Below are 19339 nucleotides of genomic sequence, written 5' to 3' on the forward strand. Positions count from 1 at the left end.
ACAGACGAGGCGGCAGCGATCCCTCCCCGGGGGGACGATCGTCACGCGCTTCATGCCAAACGCCTCGAGATCCTGGCTTCCGAATCGCAGGCGCTTGAACAACTTGCGAATCGTCTGGAGGCGAGCGGGGAAGTCTTACAAGCTCAGACTGTTCGGGCTGTCATCGAACCAATTCCTCTGCCCGACGGACCAGGGCGTTTCCTCCCTTTGCTCGAAATCGTTCCTGCATCGGACAACGAACAAGAGGATGCGAGGCATCTTCCCGAGGTCGTTGTCATTCGTGAAGAGGCTGCAAAGAAGTATGAGGAACTTGCCAACCAGGCCTTCGAGCAAGAACGTTTCGCCCTCGCCGATGCGAGTCTCCGGGAGGTCCTCCGTAGAAGCCCAGACCATTCCGAAGTACGTCGGCTTCTGGGATACGTTCCGCACGAGGGAGGCTGGGCCACCCCGCATGCGATCCTGAGATTCAAGAACGGAGACATTCCCCATCCGACCTACGGCTGGATTCCGGCTGACTGGGTTGAGAACCTTGAGCAAGGGTTGCTTCCCGCGCCCTCTCGCCAGGGAAGGTCCAGCTTGCGATGGGTGCCTGCCTCAGAGGCTGATGCGGCTCGGCAGGGTTCCATCACCAGTGGTTGGCAAATCACCACCCCCCACTTCAAAATTCAGGCGAGCGTACCCCTGGACGAGGGCATCGAGTTCGGGCGCCGACTCGAAGCGTTTTACGACCTGTTCACATCGGTGGGAGCAGATCTGATCGGCCCCGAACGGCTTCAGCTCGCCCAATTGAAGCGGTCATCCTCCGCCACGGCACCCCCGAATGCTCCTCGCCAACACCGAGTCTTTTATTTCGGAACGAAGCAACAATACGTGGACTATCTTGCCCCTCGGCTGAGGGATCCTGGGATCAAGGATACGCTCGGGATTTATCTCGACACGCAAAAGAGCAGTTATTTTTTCAAGGACGAAGGGGGAGTCCTCCCGGTCGAGGCCACGCTCTACCACGAGGTTTCACACCAACTCCTGTTCGAATTGGCTGGTCGTTCGGATTATCTCTTGAACGCAGGCAATTTCTGGGTGTTTGAGGGTCTGGGAACCTACTTCGAAACCCTGGAACACCAGCCGGACGGATCGATCCATTATGGTGGCCGCGTCGGCCCGCGCTTCGAGGAAGCACACCGTCGTCACGTCGAACGAGACGAGTTGATCCCGATCGACCAGTTCGTCACCCTGGATCGAGCAACCTTCAATGGAAGCAACGGAGGGGATCCGCATCTTCACTATGCGCAGGCGATCGCCCTAACCGTGTTCTTGATGGATCACGATCACGGCACCTACCGTGAAGCATTTCTCAACTACGCGCGCGATGCCTATCGGGGACAATTTCGAGCCGGAGCGGAGAAAGATCTCTCAACCCACCTCGATCGTTCTTACGTTCTGCTTGACCAGCTCTTTCGTCAATTTGTCGCCCAGCCGATCCGTCCCGAACGCATCGAGCAGGAATCGGTCACGATTGATTGATCGCGTCCGCTAGAAACGATCATCGACGCCCTGAACCTTCTCAGGAGGAGATAGGTCAGGACGTCGAACAGAAACCATTGCAAGGATGGAACGGACGGCTCGCAGGAAAATCCGAGAAGGCCGATTCGCCTCACTCACCAACATACGGCAGCAAGGCCATGTAGCGTGCTCGCTTGATGGCATCAGCGGTAGCGCGTTGGAACGCTGCGCAGTTGCCGCTCCGCTTGCGAGAGAACATCTTGCTCTGATTTGTGAGCATCTTCTTCAGCAGGCTCATATCTTTGTAGTCGACGTAAGCCGGCCGGGGGCATCCCTCGGGGGTGCAAAAGCGGCAACGATTCTTGCGGCTTCGTCCGAAGCGTTTACGAGGCATTGAGGTTGCGTCCTCTGACGTCGAAACCGGGAAGTCGGTCCAAGCCCTTTATTGCAGGTGCAAGGGTAAACCACAAAGTCTATCGTCCGACGAGACCGGCTTCAAGATCAACGCTCATTCGGCAGCGCATCCCGTCGTGGAACACTCTGTCCCTGGTGGTCAGAAAAGGGTATTGCTGAGGAGGATCAAGGCGATCCAGGCCAGGGGCCAGGTGGCCATGAGCCCAAGGGCAACCTGGTCGGTCCAGTTCTGAGCTCGGAGTCTCGCCTCGGAAGTCTTCGGACCAATCCCCCGCAGGAGCAAGGCGGCAAGAATTGGTAAGACGCCAAGCAAGGGATGCACTAGCATCCGGGTCGGGACGACCAGCGCGGTGAGTGCGAGCCAGTACGATCCGATCAGCAGCCAGGCCACCTGAGCCCAACTGAGCTGGCGAGTGGTATCATGCAATCCTCTCCGATCAATCAGCAGTAAAACCGGTCCCGCCATGGCGAGCCCCAGCCAGAGGTGAAGCAAACCAACGACCACCCCAACTTCGGGAGACATGGATCGGTTGGACGGCCAGAGCGATCGGATCAGGAGAGCGGCAGTTCCAAAGCCCACGATCAGGCCGATCAGATCGATCAACCGAGGCCCTCGCTGACGCCTGCTGCGATCGGGATTCCTCGGCAGGTCAGACACTCGGCCCTTCTCCATCTACGGTTTCAGGTGGATCCGGAGCCGAATTCCTTCAGGAAGGCGTACCCAGGACCACCATCCCAAAGGCACATTGTAACGGCCAGGCGACCGCCAGGGTCAGGCCAATCCGTTCGGTCCAGCTTCCCGATGTCCCCTGGCCCACGTCCGGCGGGTTGGGAGGGACAATCACCCATCGAGCCCAGACGATCACCAGGGTGACAAGGCTGGCGGCTCCGAGTCCTGAGATCAAAATCACGTCGTAAAGCTGGCGCGCAAGATCGTGCTGCTCATCGTTGCGGGCACCCGTCACAATTCGAGGGATTGCAGCGAGGGCCCAGGGTGTTCCAAGAAGGACCCAGAGCCAATCTCCCAATCGCAGACTGGTTCCCGGACGACCTGAACGGCGTCGAATCCACGCAAGAAACGGCCCGGAAGCAGTCAGTGCGACTCCGGCAAAGGTGAGCCACATCATGACCCATCCGGTTCCCGTCAAGGGATCGGGGGGAGCAGCCTGCTTGAGATGCACTGAGGCGATGGCTGCGCCGATGACCAGCGCGATTCCATCGAGCAGTGTGAATCCTGCTGCAATCGTCCCAGACCGTTTGATCAATCCCTCCGAATTGTCATTCATGTCAGATCGAGGCCCCCGAACGTTGTCCAGTTCAAGCGAGCCGGTTTAGAATGGAACGGTCCCGGCGTTTCGTGGTTCACTACAATGAGTCTCGGCGCCCGGTCGTAGATTCCTCGTTTCTCCCCACCTCAAAAAGGATCGCCCTCCGTCCGAGGCCACGTCAAGGCGTGAGCTCGGTACTTGGGACGTCATCGCCATGCCCCTGCCCCGTGTCGTCATCGTCGGTCGGCCCAATGTGGGGAAGTCGTCGCTCCTGAACTGGATCGCTGGGCGTCGGATCGCCATTGTGGACGATGTTGCCGGCGTGACACGAGACCGTGTTGCCACCCTCGCCGAGTTGCCGGACGGCCGAAACAGCCGCTTTATCGAACTAATCGACACCGGAGGCGTGGGGATCGTTGATCGCGATGATCTCAGCGAGCATGTTGAACGGCAGATTGAGACGGCGCTGGGCGAGGCAGATGTCGTCCTCTTCGTCGTCGACGTTCGAGATGGCATGATGCCGCTCGACGAGGAGGTTGCACGCCGTCTCCGATACGTACAGGCTCCGGTGATTCTGGCACTGAACAAGGCCGATGATCCAAAATTCGATGCTCAGGGCCAGGAATTCTACAAGCTCGGCCGCGGAAAGCCGATTCCGATCTCAACGCACCAGAACCGCAACAAATCCGAACTGATCTCGCTCATCCTCGACCACCTTCCACCGGAAGATGATGGGTCGAAGGTTGCTTCTGAGGCGATGAAACTGGCTGTGGTCGGCCGACCGAACACGGGAAAATCAACCTTTATCAACACGCTTGCGCACGCGGAACGCATGATTGTTTCCGAAATCCCGGGAACTACCCGCGACTCGGTCGATGTTCGTTTCGAGCTTGATGGGCTACCGTTTGTCGCAATTGACACAGCCGGGGTGCGTCGGAAGGCGAAAATCCGTGACGATCTGGATTTTTACTCGATTCACCGCGCCGAACGCTCCATCCGTCGCGCTGATTTGGTGTTCTTGTTTATTGATCCGACCCAGGGAGTGACCCGGCTTGACAAACAACTCGCTGATTACATCACGAAGCAGTACAAGCCCTGCGTGATCGTCATCAATAAATGGGACCTTATTCTCTCAGACCTCGCCGGACCGGCTCGGGGAGAAACCGGCCGTTATGCGACGATGGTCCAGCATGCGTTCAAGGGAATGTCCTATGCCCCCATTGCCTTCATCACGGCACAAACCGGGAAGAACGTCAAGGCGTTGATCAACCTGGCCCAGGCCATGTACAAACGCGCCCATCGACGGATCGGAACCGGAACCTTGAATCGAATTCTTCGAGAAGCGGTGACTGCCCACGCCCCACCAGTCCGGGAAAACCGCGTTCCGAAAATTTACTTCGCCACGCAAGTGAGTGTAGCCCCACCGACGATCGTCCTCTTCGTGAACCGACCTGGCTTGTTCGATCCAACCTATCAACGTTATCTCTTGAATGTTTTTCGGGAGCAACTCCCGTTTAACGATGTCCCGATCAAATTGTACCTCCGAGCAAGGACGCAGACTGATCCCTCCAAGCCCCGACTCGAGGAAGAAGAACCCCCGGACATCACCGCGCGTTCCTCCTCCAACGAGTTTGAGATGGACGAGTTGGACGAGGAGATCAATGACCTTCTCGGAGAATTTGAAGACGAGTAACCCAGGTTGGCTGCCAGGTCTAGGCGAAGATTGGATCCGAGCAGAATCAATCCCGGTACGTTCAATAAATGAATCTGGGAGACGAAGAAGGTCACCCTCGGTCGTTGATTGCACGAACGACCGAGGGCTCCACAAGAGGAATCAGCAGGCGGCAAGAAGCGCGACGGGCTCTTCCTCCTCCTCGGGCTCGAACGCATCAGCCCATTCCTCGGGATCAACGGCAACGGCCCGAAGCTGGGCCTTCAGCCGCTTTCGAGCGGTATGCAGCCGTCGTTTGATCGTTCCGATCGGCACGCCAAGCTCCTCTGCAATCTCAATGAGCGACAGGTCCCGGATGTAGAAGGCCACAAGGGCTTCACGGTCCAGGGACTTGAGTTGATTCAAGGCGTCCCAGAGCCTTCGGGCTCGCTCCTGGGAGATGAGTTCGTCAAGCGGCTCATGACGATGAACCGCCGCGCCGTCGAGGACTTCATCTTCAATGCTCGTTGGTGGAATGCGACGGGTGGCTCGGTTGATCGCCATCCGAACGGTGACCTGACGGAGCCAGCCCGCGAACCGCTCTGGTTCGCGCAACTGATCGAGGCGTCCCATCACGTGCAGGAAGACTTCCTGAGTGAGTTCCATTGCCTCGCTGGTGTTGCCAAGCCGGCTCAGAGCCACCGCGTACACGGTGCGCTGAAACTGCTCGACCAGCTGCCCGAACGCCTCACGATCCCCGTCCCGAGCCCGAATCACCAGAGCCGCAGTGCTCGACCAGTGGTTGGAGCGGACCTGTTCCTCAGAAATCAAAGCGATCACGATGGTGTCTTCCCATCCTCCGGAGTGTCACCAACTCGCCGGCCACCTCCTGATTGAATGAGGGAGAGGCGCAGAGCGAACTGGCGGCGTCAAGCGGTCCACAGGTGCGGACTGGTTCGGGCAGGCTCGTCCTCAGCGACCCCTGACCACACGAAACGCTCAGGATCGGCGTATCAAACGCCGGTTGAGGCATGAGGTCGTGGAGCAGCGCAGACGGCCAGATCACGGAACCATCCGGACCCGACGGTGACGGCTCGGGCACGTGGCGACCCGACTCCCGATGTGCCGATGCTGGAGAAGCTCGATTGGCACAATGAGGCGGCGCCAAGTGCGGGCCAACCACCCGCTCGGCTCTCAAAGCACGTCGTGTCTTGATGGAGCTGCGGCGAGATCAGACCTCTCCCGAACATTGGAGAGAACGGATCGAGCTGCGAGCGCATCGGAACACGACGATACGGTCAATGAGGCGGCCGGGGGTTGGCGTTCACCCCCCCATCAGGGCAGGCCGATACCATGCGGCCAGTGCCGAGAAGGGAGCGCGATCGTTGGCAGTCGCAAACGCGTTCGAGGCGAAAGCAGCCCGGATTGCCACAGGAATCCCTGTGAACTGTCCGGGCCTCACGACACGTCGTCTGGTCACGACACGTCGTACAGAATCCCTGAAACGCGAGGGCAACTGGACCAGCGACCACGAACTCGACGATTCCGACTGACCGGAACCCGGCCAGCCTTCGCCAAGCGGTGAACCCGGAATGCGCTTACAGTCATGAATCCGAATGGGATCGGGGTTCATCGACCTGGACGTCATTCCGGCGGACATCAATGGCCCGACATGGAGGTGGAAGCGTTTGTGGCAGCGAGGGGCATTTGCCTGCGCCTTGTTGACATCCACCACCAGGGCGAGCGACCGCGTGCCGATGGTCAGCAGGGTCTGCGTGGCCGATTGGGTCAGGTTGGTGTGATTGGTCAACATCGCAGGAGTCCTCACAGCCACCTCAACGAGGTGGAAACGGTGGTGAGGCGACATTCAGATCGGCGGTAGCATGACCGCCGTCGGAGGACCGAACCAATCGCGGAGCGAAGGCTCGGCCGTCGCAGGAGAATACATTCCTCGAACAGAAACGGACGAAAGAAACCAACACGATCAGCCAGATGAATCGGGCCAGTGTGCGCACCAATCCATCCGAGGCTCTCTGGGTATGAGTGGCGTCTGCGGATTGCGAATCCGAGTTGCCACACGCGACCATAGACCGATTCCGGTCTGAAGATGTTCGCGCCTCTCCGAAAAAATTTCGGAAAACAGGATCACGAGGCCTTCCTCATTCCCTTCGAGATCTTTGCGATCTCTGCGACAGACTGTCAACACTGGCCTTTGATCACGAGATTTCGTTCCCGGTTTGACACCAGCAATGAGAACCGATACCGCTCAGAACTTCCCCCATCTGCTTGCGAACCCTGCGCGTCCGACTCCGACTTGACCAGGCAGGAATCGTTCGGCAATCTCAGCCATGCGATCCCGATAGGCCAGCTTCACCGACAGGGGTTGGACCTTTGCCATCGCTGCGGGCAAGGGTGTTTGTCGGGTGCGAGCCCCCTGCTCTGTCCCATCTCCTCCAATGAAATGGTCGAGAACCACCGCGTTGGCCACTTCGGCGATCCGTTCAAAAAACTGTTCGGGTTCACGGATCGGTAATAAGGGAGCGACCGTGATCACGACATTCAGGCCCGATCGCTTCAATAGTGATGCGGCTTCAAAACGTCGATCGATCGAGCTACCATGCCCCGGAAGACCGGGGAGGCGGTCGAGGTCGCTTTCAATCGAAAGATGGACCCGCAGCACGCACCGCTCTGACAGTCGCGACAGTGCCGACACGGACTGCTGCACGAGGTGGGAATGAGTCTGGATAATGAGGAGGTCCGGTGGCTCCAATTCCATTGCGGCCAGGACCGAACCGGTGATTCCCCAATGAGCCTCCTGAGGAGGAAACGGCTCGGTCGCGCTGGAGAGAAAAATCCCGAAGCGATTGTGTTCGCGCCTCGCCCAACGACGTTCACGATCGACCATACTCAAGTACCGCTCGGCCGCGTTGGTCCGAACTTCGAGAAATGATCCCCAACGCCTTCCCTTGTGCAAATGACGGGCATGTTGCACGTAGCATCCGACGCCACACAGGGTGGCACCGAAAGCACAGCCTCGGTAGGGCTGAAGAGAGTGTGACGCAATCCCTTCCAGGTACCCGGAGGTTCGTGTCAGGATGGATTGGACTCGAATCGGTTCGACGATCATTGGAGCTCTTGGGGTAATGGTTCGGGTCTGGGTTCCGAATCGGGGGAGACTCCTTCCCTGCGGCCAGCGGTTGCGTGATTGAGTATACTGAACGCGATCATGAACTCTGGCGCATCTTCACGGTTCTGACTGAAGGTCAACCGCGTGACACTCGATCAGATCACCATCCTCGGGGCCGGTGGGATGGGGACCGCAATGGGGGTCCTTCTGGATCGTTCCGGACACCGGGTTCGGCTTTGGGCTCGTCGGCCGGAATTTGTTGAAGAACTCCAAGCGGTCGGGCAGAACGAACGCTACCTTCCCGGAATTCCCATTCCCCACTCGATCCTTCTGACAAGCGACATCGTAGAGGCCATCGACGGAACGGACCTCCTGATCGCGGCGATCCCCTCTGCCTATCTTCGAGGCTCACTTCGATTGGCGGCCTCCGTGGTGCCCCCTGGATTGCCGGTCGTCAGTGTCATCAAGGGGATTGAGCAGCAGACCTTTGCAAGACCGAGCCAGGTCATCCGAGAGGAACTGGGAGAACGGCCCATTTCGGTTCTGAGCGGTCCGAGTCACGCGGAAGAAATTGCCAGAGGATTACCAACATCAGTGGTTGTTGCGGGCACCGATGGCCCCTTGAATCGTCTTGTCCGAGATACGTTCAACACCGATCGGTTTCGGGTCTACAGTAATTCTGATGCCATTGGAGTCGAGCTAGGCGGTGCACTAAAGAATGTGATTGGTGTCGCAGCAGGCATTTGCGATGGACTCGGATTTGGAGATAATGCCAAAGCAGGGCTGCTCACCCGGGGTCTGGCCGAAATGACTCGCTTCGGTTCGGCCATGGGAGCTCGGCCCGCGACCTTCCTTGGACTTGCAGGGGTCGGCGACCTGATCACCACTTGCTACAGTCCATTCGGTCGCAACCGAGCCTTTGGAGAACGGATTGGGAGAGGAGAATCCTTCGCCGCAATACTGGCTTCAAGCCCCAAGGTTGCCGAGGGAGTGCCGACCTGCCAAGGCGTCTCCGAGCTGGCCCATCAGCGCAACATCGAAATGCCGATTACCACGGCACTTCGACAGGTTCTCTTCGATGGCAAATCACCGAGTGAAGCCGTCTCCGACCTCATGGATCGAGAAACCAAGGACGAGTGGCCGTGATCCCTGAGTCAACTCCTCCACATACGTGTGCCATCGCGTTCAAGGAATGGGCGGGAGTGTGTGACGCTCTGGCCGATGGTCGTCAATCGTTGATCCTCCGCAAAGGGGGCATCGCTGAGGACGCAGGGGAGTTTCGTCCTGAGCACCCCTCGTTCTGGCTGTACCCGACGCACCTGCATGAAGCGCAGCAGGGACTCCGAGACACGCGTGCCCCAGCAGCAAAACCACTTCCGTCAGGCATGCTCGAACTGCCTGCCTTGGCCCTGGTCGAGTGCATGACCTGGGTGGATCACCCCGACATGTTAGATGCGATCAGTGATCTTCACGTCTGGACCTCCGAAACAGTCTTGAAGCGATTCGAGTATCGAAGGCCAGGGCTCTGGGTACTGGGGGTGCGAGTCCTTCGGGCCGATCCGCCCCCTCGAATCGTCATGACCCAGGAGCAAAGCGGCTGCAAGAGTTGGGTTCCGCTGGATGAACCCGTGGGGACGCACAAACTGATTCCGACTCTCGACGACACAACACTGAACCAACGCATGGCGAGAATCCGGGCTTTGCAAGAGTCTGATGGGGGAGCGTTTTGATGGGCGCTCCGGCAGACCCAGAATGTGAACGTCCCACTCTGCTGAGCGCTCCCGTCACGACTCTCATCGCACTGACCTGGATTCTGATCTTTGTGCTGCTCGGATTCGCTCGGGACGAGCCGATTTTTCCCAAATCGCTCATCTATGGAGGTTTCATTTCCTCACAGATCAGCCACGGTTTCGGTGACATCACACCGCAAGGGCTGTACGGTGGTCAAGTTTGGCGCACCCTCACTGCGACATTTATTCACTTCAACCTCTTACACCTGACACTCAATCTGATCGCATTCGTGCAACTAGGACGAGTGGTGGAGTCGTGGTACGGATCGTCGCAATTTCTGGCCATCTACGTCGTGCTCGGCTCGGGTGCAAATCTGATCGCAAACCTGTTACGGCCGTGGACCAGTGGGGGGTCGGCCCTGGTCTTGCACAGTGGCGGTGGATCGACCGTTGTGCTGGGTCTGATCGGGCTGGTTGCGGTGGTGGGTTGGAGGAATCCCACGGAATTTCCGCGGCGGGCACCCATCTGGATGGCTGCAATCTTGCTTGCCAATGCGCTCCTTGGATTCATCCTCCCGAACATCGACAACCTTGGCCATGCGGCGGGAGCGATCGTTGGTGGACTCGTCGGGCTTCTCGACCGCAGGATGTTGCTCTGGCGGAAGTCTCGAACGACTCGGGTTGCTGGGCTCGTCGGACTCACAATCCTGGTCAGCTCAGCCGCTGTGCAAATCCAGCATCGACAGGTCGAGCAAGCGACCTCCGATCGCATTGCCTACTGGGGACGAATGGTTGAAGTTCTCTGGAGGCTTGATCAGGAGTATCGAGCTCTCGCGGTTCGGGGTCTGAACCCGGTCTTCGTCGTGGTTCCCAAACAACCGAACATCGCAAGACGCCCTCCTCTTATGATTCCCGGAGATCCAGCGGAGATCGAGAATCGTCGTCTTGCGCTTCTCGCTTCACTCCGTCAGCTTGTCGGGAACCCGTCTGGATTCGATCAAGGATCGACCTCCGAGTCCTATCGCACGGTGCGGCAACTCGCCGCTCGAGCCTTGTTCAAACCTCCCACTCGCGACGAGTTTCTCCTGTTTGAGCAAGCGCTCGCCACGCTGACTCGACCGGCGATCGACAACTGGACTCAGGCGCAACACAACCTGAATCGCCAGACACGCCCCGATCCGCTGTTCGGCAAGCGCCTCCTCAATCGATTGGCCCGCCGAGGAGTACCGCGCCCGGTCGATGACGTGGGCGCCCCGCCTTCGCTTTCAGCGCGGCCACGAACTCCCGCATCGATCGAATCGGAACCGGAAACTCCGTGAAGTAACAGCCGACGGTCATTGTGTCGTGCGCATCACTCGATCCTGTTGCTCCCAGGTTCGGATAACGAGCGAGCATGGCCTCGATCTGAACTCGCATCTCCGGGAAAACGTTATTACTGACCAGTTCCAGCCCGTCGAAAACCGGGCCGTGTTCGGCAACGATGGCGTCGAAATCCTGGTCCCATCGAAACGGATGGGCCGCGACGATCGCCGCCCCCTGGGCTCTGACAATCTTCAAAAGCTCTGCCAACTCGACCCCAGGAGGGCAGTCATCCAGGTCGGTCAACCCATAGACCAGGAAGTGCCCCTCGCGGGCAGAAACCTCCACGCCTGAGAGAACCGTTATGTCATCGAACTTTGCTGAGAGTTCCGAGAGCTCCTCGGAATCCCAGAGAGCGTCGTGTTCGGTGATCACGACCCCATTCAGACCGACAATTCTGGCCTGCTCAATCAGTTCCTCCGGCTCCATATAACTGTCGGGAGAGTGCCGGGTCGTATGCAGATGATGATCGATCTTGAACATGAGATTCCAACGGGTTGAGATGAGCGCAACGAGAGACGATTTCTGAATCAGAAACGGCAGTTGAACCACATCAATGTTCGAATGAGGGTTCATCTTCGCGAGAGTTCAGTGTCCACTCTCATGAGGCTGGCGACTTCCAGAATCACGCTTCGATCACTCCGAACGATGCCGAGGGTTCCGAGGATCGAGGAACTGCCACCAGATCATCGGACAGCCGATTGTAAGGTCGTCGCCAAGGGTCGATCCGTGACAAAGGAGACACCCTGCTCGTCGATGCGGACGTAACTGGAACCACCGATCCAGTCTCCGAGCACGATCATTCGGCCCCCTCCAATCATTTCATCGAAAACATCGTGAACGTGGCCGAGGAGGACAAGATCCGAATGTCCGTCACTCATCTTTGAACTGGCATGATCACGGTAGATGATTAGATGGCGATGATGCGTTTCTGCAAGTGATTGGGAATTCGAACGTTCGAGCCGATCGGCCAGTCTCCAGGCGATCGGACCCGGGAGCGCTTCAAATGCGGCGAGGAAAGTGCGACTCTCCATCATCGCTTTCCAGGGCTTGCGAGCACCGAGACGATGTCCATGAACCGCGGAGACTCTCACGTCATGGCTGATACCTTCCCAGGCACCATCCACACACTCGGCACCAAGATTCAATTCGTAAAAGGAAGTGAGCCAGGCATCGTGGTTTCCCGGTAAGATCAAGAGTCTTCCGCCCTGGTCACGAAAATCGGCCAGGGCGTGAAGACCGGGACAACTCAGGGGCTCTTTATTCCGCTGTCGGCTCGAGAACCAAAAGTCACACAGATCGCCGACGACAGTCAAGGTGTCGCTCGGGCACAATGACTGGACAAAACTCGCAAATCGGTTCGACCGCTCGGAATGGTCGAGCCTAAGATGCACATCGCTGACGAAGTAATCGGCCACGGGATCGATCGGTCCTCTCGGACGTGAGATAATGTTAAGATTCCCACGGGAACCCAACGGTCGATGCCACCCTCGGTCTTCGAGCGGGTTTAACCCAGAGTTTTCCAAGCGGACTTGTTTGGCTCGCCGTGTGAATTCTGGCGCGTCGGTCACGTGTTCGAAGGGCTTCGCGAGCGACCTTCACTGCCAGCTCCGGACGATTGCAATGTTCGCTCAAATGAAGCATGACGACCTGATTGACCGCTCCTGGTCCGGATCGGTCGAGGATCGCCAGGAGTAATTCAGCGGCCTGATCGTTGGAAAGATGTCCTCGATCCCCTAAATTGCGCCAGATCAATGCAGGAGACCGACCCGACTGGCGTTCCATTTCCACATCGTGGTTGAACTCGATACCTAGCAGATCGACATCTGCAAGCGCATCAACAACACGATGGTCCCAGCATCCCGTATCGGTCAGATAACCCAGAGTCGATGGGCGGCCTCTCCGTCCGACTCTACCCTCGAAGCGAAATCCGAAGGTCGGCCCGCTGTGCTGAAGCGTGAACGATTCGACCCAAAGTCCAGGTGCGACAAGGAGCGGACGATCATCAAAAAATCGAAGTAACCCAAGTTTCGCCAGTTCTCGAAAACCAGCACGATGGCCGGCTTCCTCCCAATGCCCCGGATGGCAATAGACTGGGATCCGAAACCGAGCCATTCCGCGAAGCGTTGCGTCGTGGGCGTGGTCACCATGAGTGTGAGTAATGATGGCACCACAGATCCGATCCCAAGCGGTTCCGATGGATTCAAGACGATGAGCGAGGGCTCGGGGTCCAAGCCCCACGTCAACCAGGAAGCAAGCACCGTCGAGTTGAAGCAGCGAAGCGTTGCCTTTCGAGCCGCTGGCGAGGACCGTAAACCCGAGTGCCATCGGCGAACTCCGTATCCTCCCTGACTTCTCCCCCACGCAATCCGGCCCGGTTCCGAGTGTCCCGTTGCCTTCGGGGCTCCCTCATTGTATCAGTGAGACGAGACCTGTCCACCCGGCCAGGGGGGATGCGCATGGCCCGGGACTCCCGGGAAAGGAGTGCTTTGTGGGGTTCGTCTTTGAGTCGAAACATCCGTTGGTCCAGGAGAAGATCGCCGCGCTCCGTTCTGTCGAGACGTCCCCGCCGAATTTCCGGGCACTCGTCCGGCTGCTGGGAACCCTGCTCGGAGTGGAAGCAACCGCAAACCTTCCAACACGATCGCGGAGGGTGCGTACTCCCCTGGGAGACACCAGCGGACTGGAAGTTGATGGCCCCATTGCGATCGTCCCGATCCTTCGAGCCGGCCTGGGGATGGCGGAAGGGCTGCTCGACCTGATACCAGAAGCCCTGGTCTGGCATATTGGTCTCTATCGTGACGAACACACGCTTCAGCCCACGGAATACTACAACAGGGTTCCCGATTGCGGTGAGGCTCGGGTTGCTCTGGTCGCCGACCCGATGCTTGCGACTGGAGGATCCGCGGTTCGGGCCTGTGAACTCCTCAGAGCGTCGGGCATCACGGACATTCGATACCTCTGCCTGATCGCAGCCCCAGAAGGAATCGAGCGCCTCAGCTCCGCAATGCCCGAAGTCCCGATTTTTGCAGGAGCGGTTGACGAGCGACTCACCGAAATCGGATTCATCTATCCGGGACTTGGTGACGCGGGCGACCGTCAATTTGCAACCGGATAGCGCAGTAATCGCTTGACCGGATCATCCCTGCCGGAATCGGGGAAAGGCGGCTGGACGAGTCAATGACCCTCCAATCAATTTGTCGCGCCGCACCCATCCGAGAAGCACGAGAATTGGTCCAGAGACACCTTCTGGCGCCCGGAAAGGGCATTGCATCTGCATCGCAATCTCTCGGGTGGAGTCACTGGTGACGACTGCGAGATCGGGGGAAGTGCTGTGTTGCCAGAGATCGACACCGTGTGCCATCGTATCCGAACCCCAGGAATCAAGCTCATGGCCTTCGGGAAACACCTTCCATGACTCCCCGAGCCGTCGATCTCATCCGACGTAAGCGTGACGGAGGCACCCTTCATCCTTCCGAAATTCAATGGTTGGTCGAGGGGCTTGGTTCGGGAGAAGTCCCGGACTATCAGTGGACAGCGCTGCTCATGGCGATCCTCTGGCGAGGGATGACCCCGGAGGAAACCGAAGCGCTGACCGGCAGCATGATGAATTCGGGGACCATCGTCGATCTCTCGATCATCCCCGGTCGAAAAATCGACAAGCACAGCACGGGGGGGGTGGGAGACAAGACCTCACTTGTCCTGGCCCCAATCGTCGCGGCTTGTGGTGTACCGGTCCCGATGGTTTCGGGGCGCGGTCTTGGTCACACCGGTGGCACCCTGGATAAGTTGGAAGCGATTCCCGGATTCCGAATCGATCTGGATCTTGAAGGTTACCGACGTGTCCTGAACGAGTGTGGCCTCGTCCTCATCGGGCAGACCAAGGAAATCGCCCCGGCCGACAAACGCCTGTATGCCCTTCGCGATGCGACTGCAACCGTCGAATCGATTCCATTGATCACGGCGTCAATCCTGTCCAAAAAACTGGCCGAAGGGATTGACGGACTCGTGCTCGACGTCAAAACCGGCGACGGCGCGTTCATGCAGCGTTTTGAGGACGCGAAAGCCCTGGCCGAATCCATGTGCCGAATCGGTCGAGGTCTCGGGAAGGACATGGTCGCATTGATCACACGGATGGACCAACCGCTTGGCAAGGCCGTCGGCAACGCGGTTGAAGTTGCCGAGTGTGTCCGATGCTTGCGAGGCGAAGGCCCCTCAGATCTCCGCGACCTTTCGATTGCGCTGGCGTCCGAGATGCTGGTGCTGGGAAGGGCCGCTCGAACTCTTGAGGAAGCGAAGGCCATGTGCTTCCGAGTGATCCACGATGGCTCAGCCCTTGAACGCTTCCGACGGGTGGTTGAGGCTCAGGAGGGCGATCCGAGCGTCATCGATGATTTGACGCGATTGCCGTTGCCGAAAGTGCTTCGGGAGGTTCCTTCCCCTCGGAAGGGATTCGTGACGGCAGTTCATGCCCGCCCAATCGGACACGCAGCCATGCTCCTCGGTGCCGGTCGAGCAAGGGCAGAGGACCACGTTGATCACGCCGTGGGAGTGTTGCTCAACAAAAAATGTGGGGACCGTGTTCAGCAGGGGGAAGCACTTTGCACGATCCTTGCCAATTCGGAAGACGCTGCATTGGAAGAGGCCAGCAAGCTCATTGCCGGAGCGTTCGAGGTCGGGGAATCGGCGGTCGAGGTACCGGACCTGATCGTCGATCGGCTCGAACATTCGTTTCAGCTCTTTGGTTGATCTCCAGCCAACCTGTACCGGTCGGGCGTGGGGAGGGAACCGATTGTCGAGTAGATTGCTTGTGAGTGATTCCGAGCCGATCGCGCCTTGGATCTCTGAGTTCTCCCAACGGAGTGTCTTGCAATGGCGGTGCAATCTGGGCCGTTTAATGTCTTCAACGTTCCCGAGGAACTCAAGGCGATCTTGGCGGCGTGCCCCGGCTGGCAGATTGCACATAATGTGGAGGAACTCGCCCAGCTGGCAGTCAACGACACGGTTGAAGGCTGGCATGAGGTTGCCTATAACGTTCCTGGGAAAGGGTCGATCGTCGAGGCTCGCGTGTGTCGTGTATCGAACGGCATCGCCGCGAATTACCTCGAACCTTATATGAGGCGCCGAGACCCGGATTGCATGGTCATTGGTGACGACGAGCCCACGAACAAGCCTCGCTACGCCGAACGGTTTGGCCAGGACTTTGAACGAACGCGACGCGAGACGTTCGACTGGTTAAAGACACAGCAACTGGTTCTGTTCCCTTTTACCTCGGGGGTCCCGGATCAAGGAATCGACGCAGTTGCCGTGGTGCCCGCCAACGCAGGGTTCTTCGGGTTCGGCCTGGCACTTTTGCAAGGGATTCTTGATCCATCGGCACTCTCAACGGAATTCAATCCCAAAGCGGTTGTTTACGTTGCACCGCCCTTCCGGCACTCGCACTTTGATGGCAAGCAGGTCGTCGTCCATAATCGCTTGGCGAAGCTGCACGAACTGTTCAGCTACAACCTTTATCCGGGCCCCAGTGCGAAGAAAGGCATCTACGGCGTTCTTTTGGCGATTGGGGAACGGGAACAATGGGTCACAACCCATTGCTCAACCGTTCGAGTGATTACGCCTTATGGCAGTCGCTTGACCATCATGCACGAGGGGGCAAGCGGTGGCGGAAAGAGCGAAATGCTCGAAGAAATTCACCGAGAGCGTGATGGACGGCTCCTCCTCGGAAAACGCCTGCTCGACGCGGACGAGCGTCACCTGATCCTCCCTCGTGGTTGTGAACTTCATCCCGTCACCGACGATATGGCCCTTTGCCACCCCAGCCTTCAAAATGACGACGGGCGATTGACCCTCGTCGATGCAGAGTCCGCCTGGTTCATCCGCGTCAACCACATCGATCACTATGGCGTTGACCCTCACCTTGAGGAAATTACGATCCATGCCAAGGAACCGCTCCTCTTTCTGAACATTCAAGCTGTCCCCGATGGAACGGCCCTGATCTGGCAGCATATTGAGGACGAGCCGGGGAAACCATGTCCGAACCCTCGGGTCGTTGTGCCGAGGCAGTTGATTCCCGGAATTATCAATCAGCCCGTCCGTGTGGATGTTCGATCCTTCGGCGTCAGAACCCCGCCCTGTACCCGAGAGAAACCGAGTTTCGGAATTCTTGGGCTGTTCCACGTTCTTCCACCGGCCCTGTCCTGGCTGTGGCGTCTTGTGGCCCCTCGGGGCTACGCCAACCCGAGTATCGTCCAGACCGAAGGAATGAGTTCCGAAGGGGTCGGATCGTACTGGCCCTTCGCAACAGGACGGAAGGTCGATCAGGCCAATCTGCTGCTGAAGCAATTCCAGGAAGGGCACCGAATGAGGCACATCCTCATTCCAAACCAGCACATCGGCGCCTGGCAAGTCGGGTTCATGGGCCAATGGATCGCTCGCGACTATCTCGCCCGTCGAGGCCCCGATCCCTTCACCCCCGGGATGGTTCAGCCTGCCCGATGCCCGTTACTCGGTTATGCCTTGAATTCGATGGTCATCGAAGGCCAAGACATTCCTCCGATCTTCCTCCAGGTCGAACGCCAAAGTGAGGTCGGGGAGCAGGGCTATGATGCTGGAGCCGAGATTCTGACCGAGTTCTTCCAGAAAGAGCTCAAGAGTTATCAAATGGCCGAGTTCGACCCACTTGGTCGGCGGATTATCGAATGCATGCTCGACGGAGGCTCGGTCACGGATTACGACTCCCTGATCCCAGGACTTCCAATCATCCTGGACGAGGATCTTTGAACTCATTATTCCCATTTGCGGCCCAAATCATGACCCGGAAGTCTCAGACTCGGAATTGATCACTCAATCAGCGAAGTGACTCCCGACTCTGGAGAGACCCACAACCATGTCCCGAGTGCTTCGGTTGTTGCCGCTTGTCTTCATCCTTTGCTCGGCAGTGGCATCGGCTCAGGGAATTGAAGCGAGCAATGGAGAGCCGCTCGCCCCGGAACCGGTTTCGCCAGCGGGAGAGTTTGTCACGATCGGCTCCGAAATCACGAGCGGGAGGGCTCAAGGGCTCCTTGGGATTGTGTTGATCGTGGGGCTTGCCGTCCTGCTTTCTGAGAATCGAAAAGCCATCTCCGTTCGAACGGTGGTCCCTGGGCTTGCAATTCAGATGGGTCTCGGGTTGCTTCTGATTCTTGTCCCGGCGGGACAACACGTCATGGAAGCGGTCTCGAACTTCGTGGTGTTGATCCTTAACTGTGCAATCGTTGGGGCAGAGTTTGTATTCGGATCGAACCTGGTTGATCCATCGGGCCCGGCTGGTTTCGTGTTCGCGTTCCGAGTGCTTCCCACCGTGATTTTCGTGGCGGCTCTGTTTGCAGTGCTCTACCAAATCGGGCTGATGCAGATCATTGTCCGTGCCTTTGCATGGACCATGGCCAAACTGCTGGGGTCAAGCGGAGCAGAATCCCTCAACGTTGCGGCATCTCTGTTCCTGGGTCAGACCGAAGCTCCGCTCACAATCAGACCATTTCTTGCTCAACTCACCCGATCAGAGTTGATGGTCATCATGGTCTCTGGGATGGCCCTTGTGTCTGGAGGAGTACTCGCGGCGTATATTGAGGCCGGGGCGTCTCCGGGAATTCTGCTCACTGCGATCCTTATGAATGCACCTGCTTCGATTGTCCTGGCAAAGATCCTCGTCCCCGAAACGGCCGTTCCCCTAACTCTTGGCCGTGTGAGTGCTGATGCAACTCCGCGTGATGCCAACATCATCGATGCCGCGGCTCGTGGCACTCGCGAAGGCTTACACCTGGCGCTGAATATCGCGGCTGTGCTGATCACGTTTCTGGCTCTGATCGCACTCCTCGACGCGGCCCTTGGAGGATTCGGAGGACTGGTGGCACAGTGGTCGGATGGCCGACTCCCGATCGAAGGGTTGTCGCTGCAAATGATCCTTGGAACCTTACTTGCCCCGGTCGCCTGGATCATGGGAGTTCAATGGAGTGATTGTGTCGGAATTGGGGGACTTCTCGGTTCCCGACTCGTCCTGAACGAACTGGTCGCGTACGGGCAGTTGGGGGCGATGGCGACTCAGTTCCATCCTCGCTCAGTCACGCTTGCGACCTTCGCACTGTGCGGATTTGCGAACCTGAGTTCGATTGGCATTCAGGTCGGTGGCATCGGAGCGTTGGTTCCGGAACGCCGCTCGGATTTGGCCCGCCTCGGCTTTCGAGCCCTGCTCGCGGCCACTCTTGCCAACGTGTTGACAGCAAGTATTGCTGGAATGTTGCTACCTTGAGGA

Annotated in this window: 17 protein-coding genes and 1 pseudogene; 9 read left to right on the forward strand and 9 right to left on the reverse strand. The window is 58.3% G+C overall.

The features are described from left to right. The first annotated feature begins 207 nt into the window (after window positions 1–207). Window positions 208–1521 carry a DUF1570 domain-containing protein gene (locus GA615_RS15385; protein ID WP_152052200.1) on the forward strand — a complete coding sequence of 438 codons (1314 nt, stop codon included), beginning with the start codon at window positions 208–210 and terminating at the stop codon, window positions 1519–1521. 130 nt (window positions 1522–1651) lie between these two features. Here GA615_RS15385 and rpsR read toward each other — a convergent pair whose 3' ends face one another. The 3 genes from rpsR to GA615_RS15400 form a co-directional block, all read right to left on the reverse strand. Beyond that, a complete protein-coding gene (gene rpsR, locus GA615_RS15390) occupies window positions 1652–1894 on the reverse strand; it encodes a 30S ribosomal protein S18 (protein ID WP_152052201.1) in 243 nt (80 codons plus the stop codon). A 159-nt stretch (window positions 1895–2053) separates the two neighbouring features. Continuing rightward, on the reverse strand, window positions 2054–2518 hold the full coding sequence (locus GA615_RS15395) for a hypothetical protein (RefSeq protein WP_152052202.1): 465 nt from the start codon (window positions 2516–2518) through the stop codon (window positions 2054–2056). 103 nt (window positions 2519–2621) lie between these two features. After that, window positions 2622–3200, reverse strand: coding sequence for a hypothetical protein (locus GA615_RS15400; RefSeq protein WP_152052203.1), 579 nt, complete (start codon window positions 3198–3200; stop codon window positions 2622–2624). Window positions 3201–3396: 196 nt separating this feature from the next. On the opposite strand from GA615_RS15400, the gene der reads away from it, so the two are divergent. Next, entirely contained in the window at window positions 3397–4875 is a 1479-nt protein-coding gene (der, locus tag GA615_RS15405; protein WP_152052204.1) for a ribosome biogenesis GTPase Der, read from the forward strand. Window positions 4876–5016: 141 nt separating this feature from the next. On the opposite strand, the gene GA615_RS15410 is transcribed toward der, so the two are convergent. The 3 genes from GA615_RS15410 to GA615_RS15425 form a co-directional block, all read right to left on the reverse strand. Next, the gene (locus tag GA615_RS15410) at window positions 5017–5673 is read right to left on the reverse strand and encodes an RNA polymerase sigma factor (RefSeq protein ID WP_235905472.1); all 657 of its coding nucleotides are present in this window, start codon (window positions 5671–5673) and stop codon (window positions 5017–5019) included. Further along, window positions 5654–5899, reverse strand: a complete 246-nt coding sequence (locus GA615_RS15415; RefSeq protein WP_152052206.1) for a hypothetical protein — start codon at window positions 5897–5899, stop codon at window positions 5654–5656. Before GA615_RS15415 ends, GA615_RS15410 begins: the two co-directional genes overlap by 20 nt. A gap of 1200 nt (window positions 5900–7099) precedes the next feature. Then, a complete protein-coding gene (locus tag GA615_RS15425) occupies window positions 7100–7825 on the reverse strand; it encodes a hypothetical protein (protein WP_152052208.1) in 726 nt (241 codons plus the stop codon). A gap of 279 nt (window positions 7826–8104) precedes the next feature. Here GA615_RS15425 and GA615_RS15430 point away from each other — a divergent pair, with 279 nt between their 5' ends. The 3 genes from GA615_RS15430 to GA615_RS15440 are packed head-to-tail and all read left to right on the forward strand — an operon-like array spanning window position 8105 to window position 11009. Beyond that, entirely contained in the window at window positions 8105–9106 is a 1002-nt protein-coding gene (locus tag GA615_RS15430; protein ID WP_235905476.1) for an NAD(P)H-dependent glycerol-3-phosphate dehydrogenase, read from the forward strand. After that, window positions 9103–9690 carry a DUF1802 family protein gene (locus GA615_RS15435; RefSeq protein WP_161602358.1) on the forward strand — a complete coding sequence of 196 codons (588 nt, stop codon included), beginning with the start codon at window positions 9103–9105 and terminating at the stop codon, window positions 9688–9690. The genes GA615_RS15430 and GA615_RS15435 overlap by 4 nt, the downstream gene beginning before the upstream one ends. After that, window positions 9690–11009, forward strand: a complete 1320-nt coding sequence (locus GA615_RS15440; RefSeq protein WP_152052210.1) for a rhomboid family intramembrane serine protease — start codon at window positions 9690–9692, stop codon at window positions 11007–11009. Before GA615_RS15435 ends, GA615_RS15440 begins: the two co-directional genes overlap by 1 nt. Here GA615_RS15440 and GA615_RS15445 read toward each other — a convergent pair. From GA615_RS15445 to GA615_RS15455, 3 genes and pseudogenes are all read right to left on the reverse strand, one after another. After that, window positions 10891–11625 carry a PHP-associated domain-containing protein gene (locus tag GA615_RS15445; protein WP_235905478.1) on the reverse strand — a complete coding sequence of 245 codons (735 nt, stop codon included), beginning with the start codon at window positions 11623–11625 and terminating at the stop codon, window positions 10891–10893. The genes GA615_RS15440 and GA615_RS15445 overlap by 119 nt on opposite strands. 272 nt (window positions 11626–11897) lie before the next feature. After that, window positions 11898–12620: pseudogene (locus GA615_RS28735) on the reverse strand (metallophosphoesterase); the annotation flags it as partial. Beyond that, complete coding sequence (locus tag GA615_RS15455; RefSeq protein WP_152052212.1) at window positions 12502–13377, reverse strand: MBL fold metallo-hydrolase; 876 nt, start codon at window positions 13375–13377, stop codon at window positions 12502–12504. The pseudogene GA615_RS28735 and the gene GA615_RS15455, both read right to left, overlap by 119 nt. Before the next feature lie 163 nt (window positions 13378–13540). Here GA615_RS15455 and upp point away from each other — a divergent pair, with 163 nt between their 5' ends. The 4 genes from upp to GA615_RS15475 all read left to right on the forward strand — a co-directional run bounded on the left by upp (window position 13541) and on the right by GA615_RS15475 (window position 19336). Further along, window positions 13541–14167, forward strand: coding sequence for a uracil phosphoribosyltransferase (gene upp, locus GA615_RS15460; RefSeq protein WP_152052213.1), 627 nt, complete (start codon window positions 13541–13543; stop codon window positions 14165–14167). 296 nt (window positions 14168–14463) lie between these two features. Continuing rightward, window positions 14464–15798 carry a thymidine phosphorylase gene (locus tag GA615_RS15465; RefSeq protein ID WP_152052214.1) on the forward strand — a complete coding sequence of 445 codons (1335 nt, stop codon included), beginning with the start codon at window positions 14464–14466 and terminating at the stop codon, window positions 15796–15798. Between the two features lie 123 nt (window positions 15799–15921). Further along, on the forward strand, window positions 15922–17829 hold the full coding sequence (locus GA615_RS15470; protein WP_152052215.1) for a DUF4914 family protein: 1908 nt from the start codon (window positions 15922–15924) through the stop codon (window positions 17827–17829). Between the two features lie 289 nt (window positions 17830–18118). Next, on the forward strand, window positions 18119–19336 hold the full coding sequence (locus tag GA615_RS15475) for a NupC/NupG family nucleoside CNT transporter (protein ID WP_390622237.1): 1218 nt from the start codon (window positions 18119–18121) through the stop codon (window positions 19334–19336). Window positions 19337–19339 lie beyond the last annotated feature (3 nt).

The sequence above is a fragment of the Tautonia marina genome, from assembly GCF_009177065.1.
Taxonomy (GTDB): Bacteria; Planctomycetota; Planctomycetia; order Isosphaerales; family Isosphaeraceae; genus Tautonia; species Tautonia marina.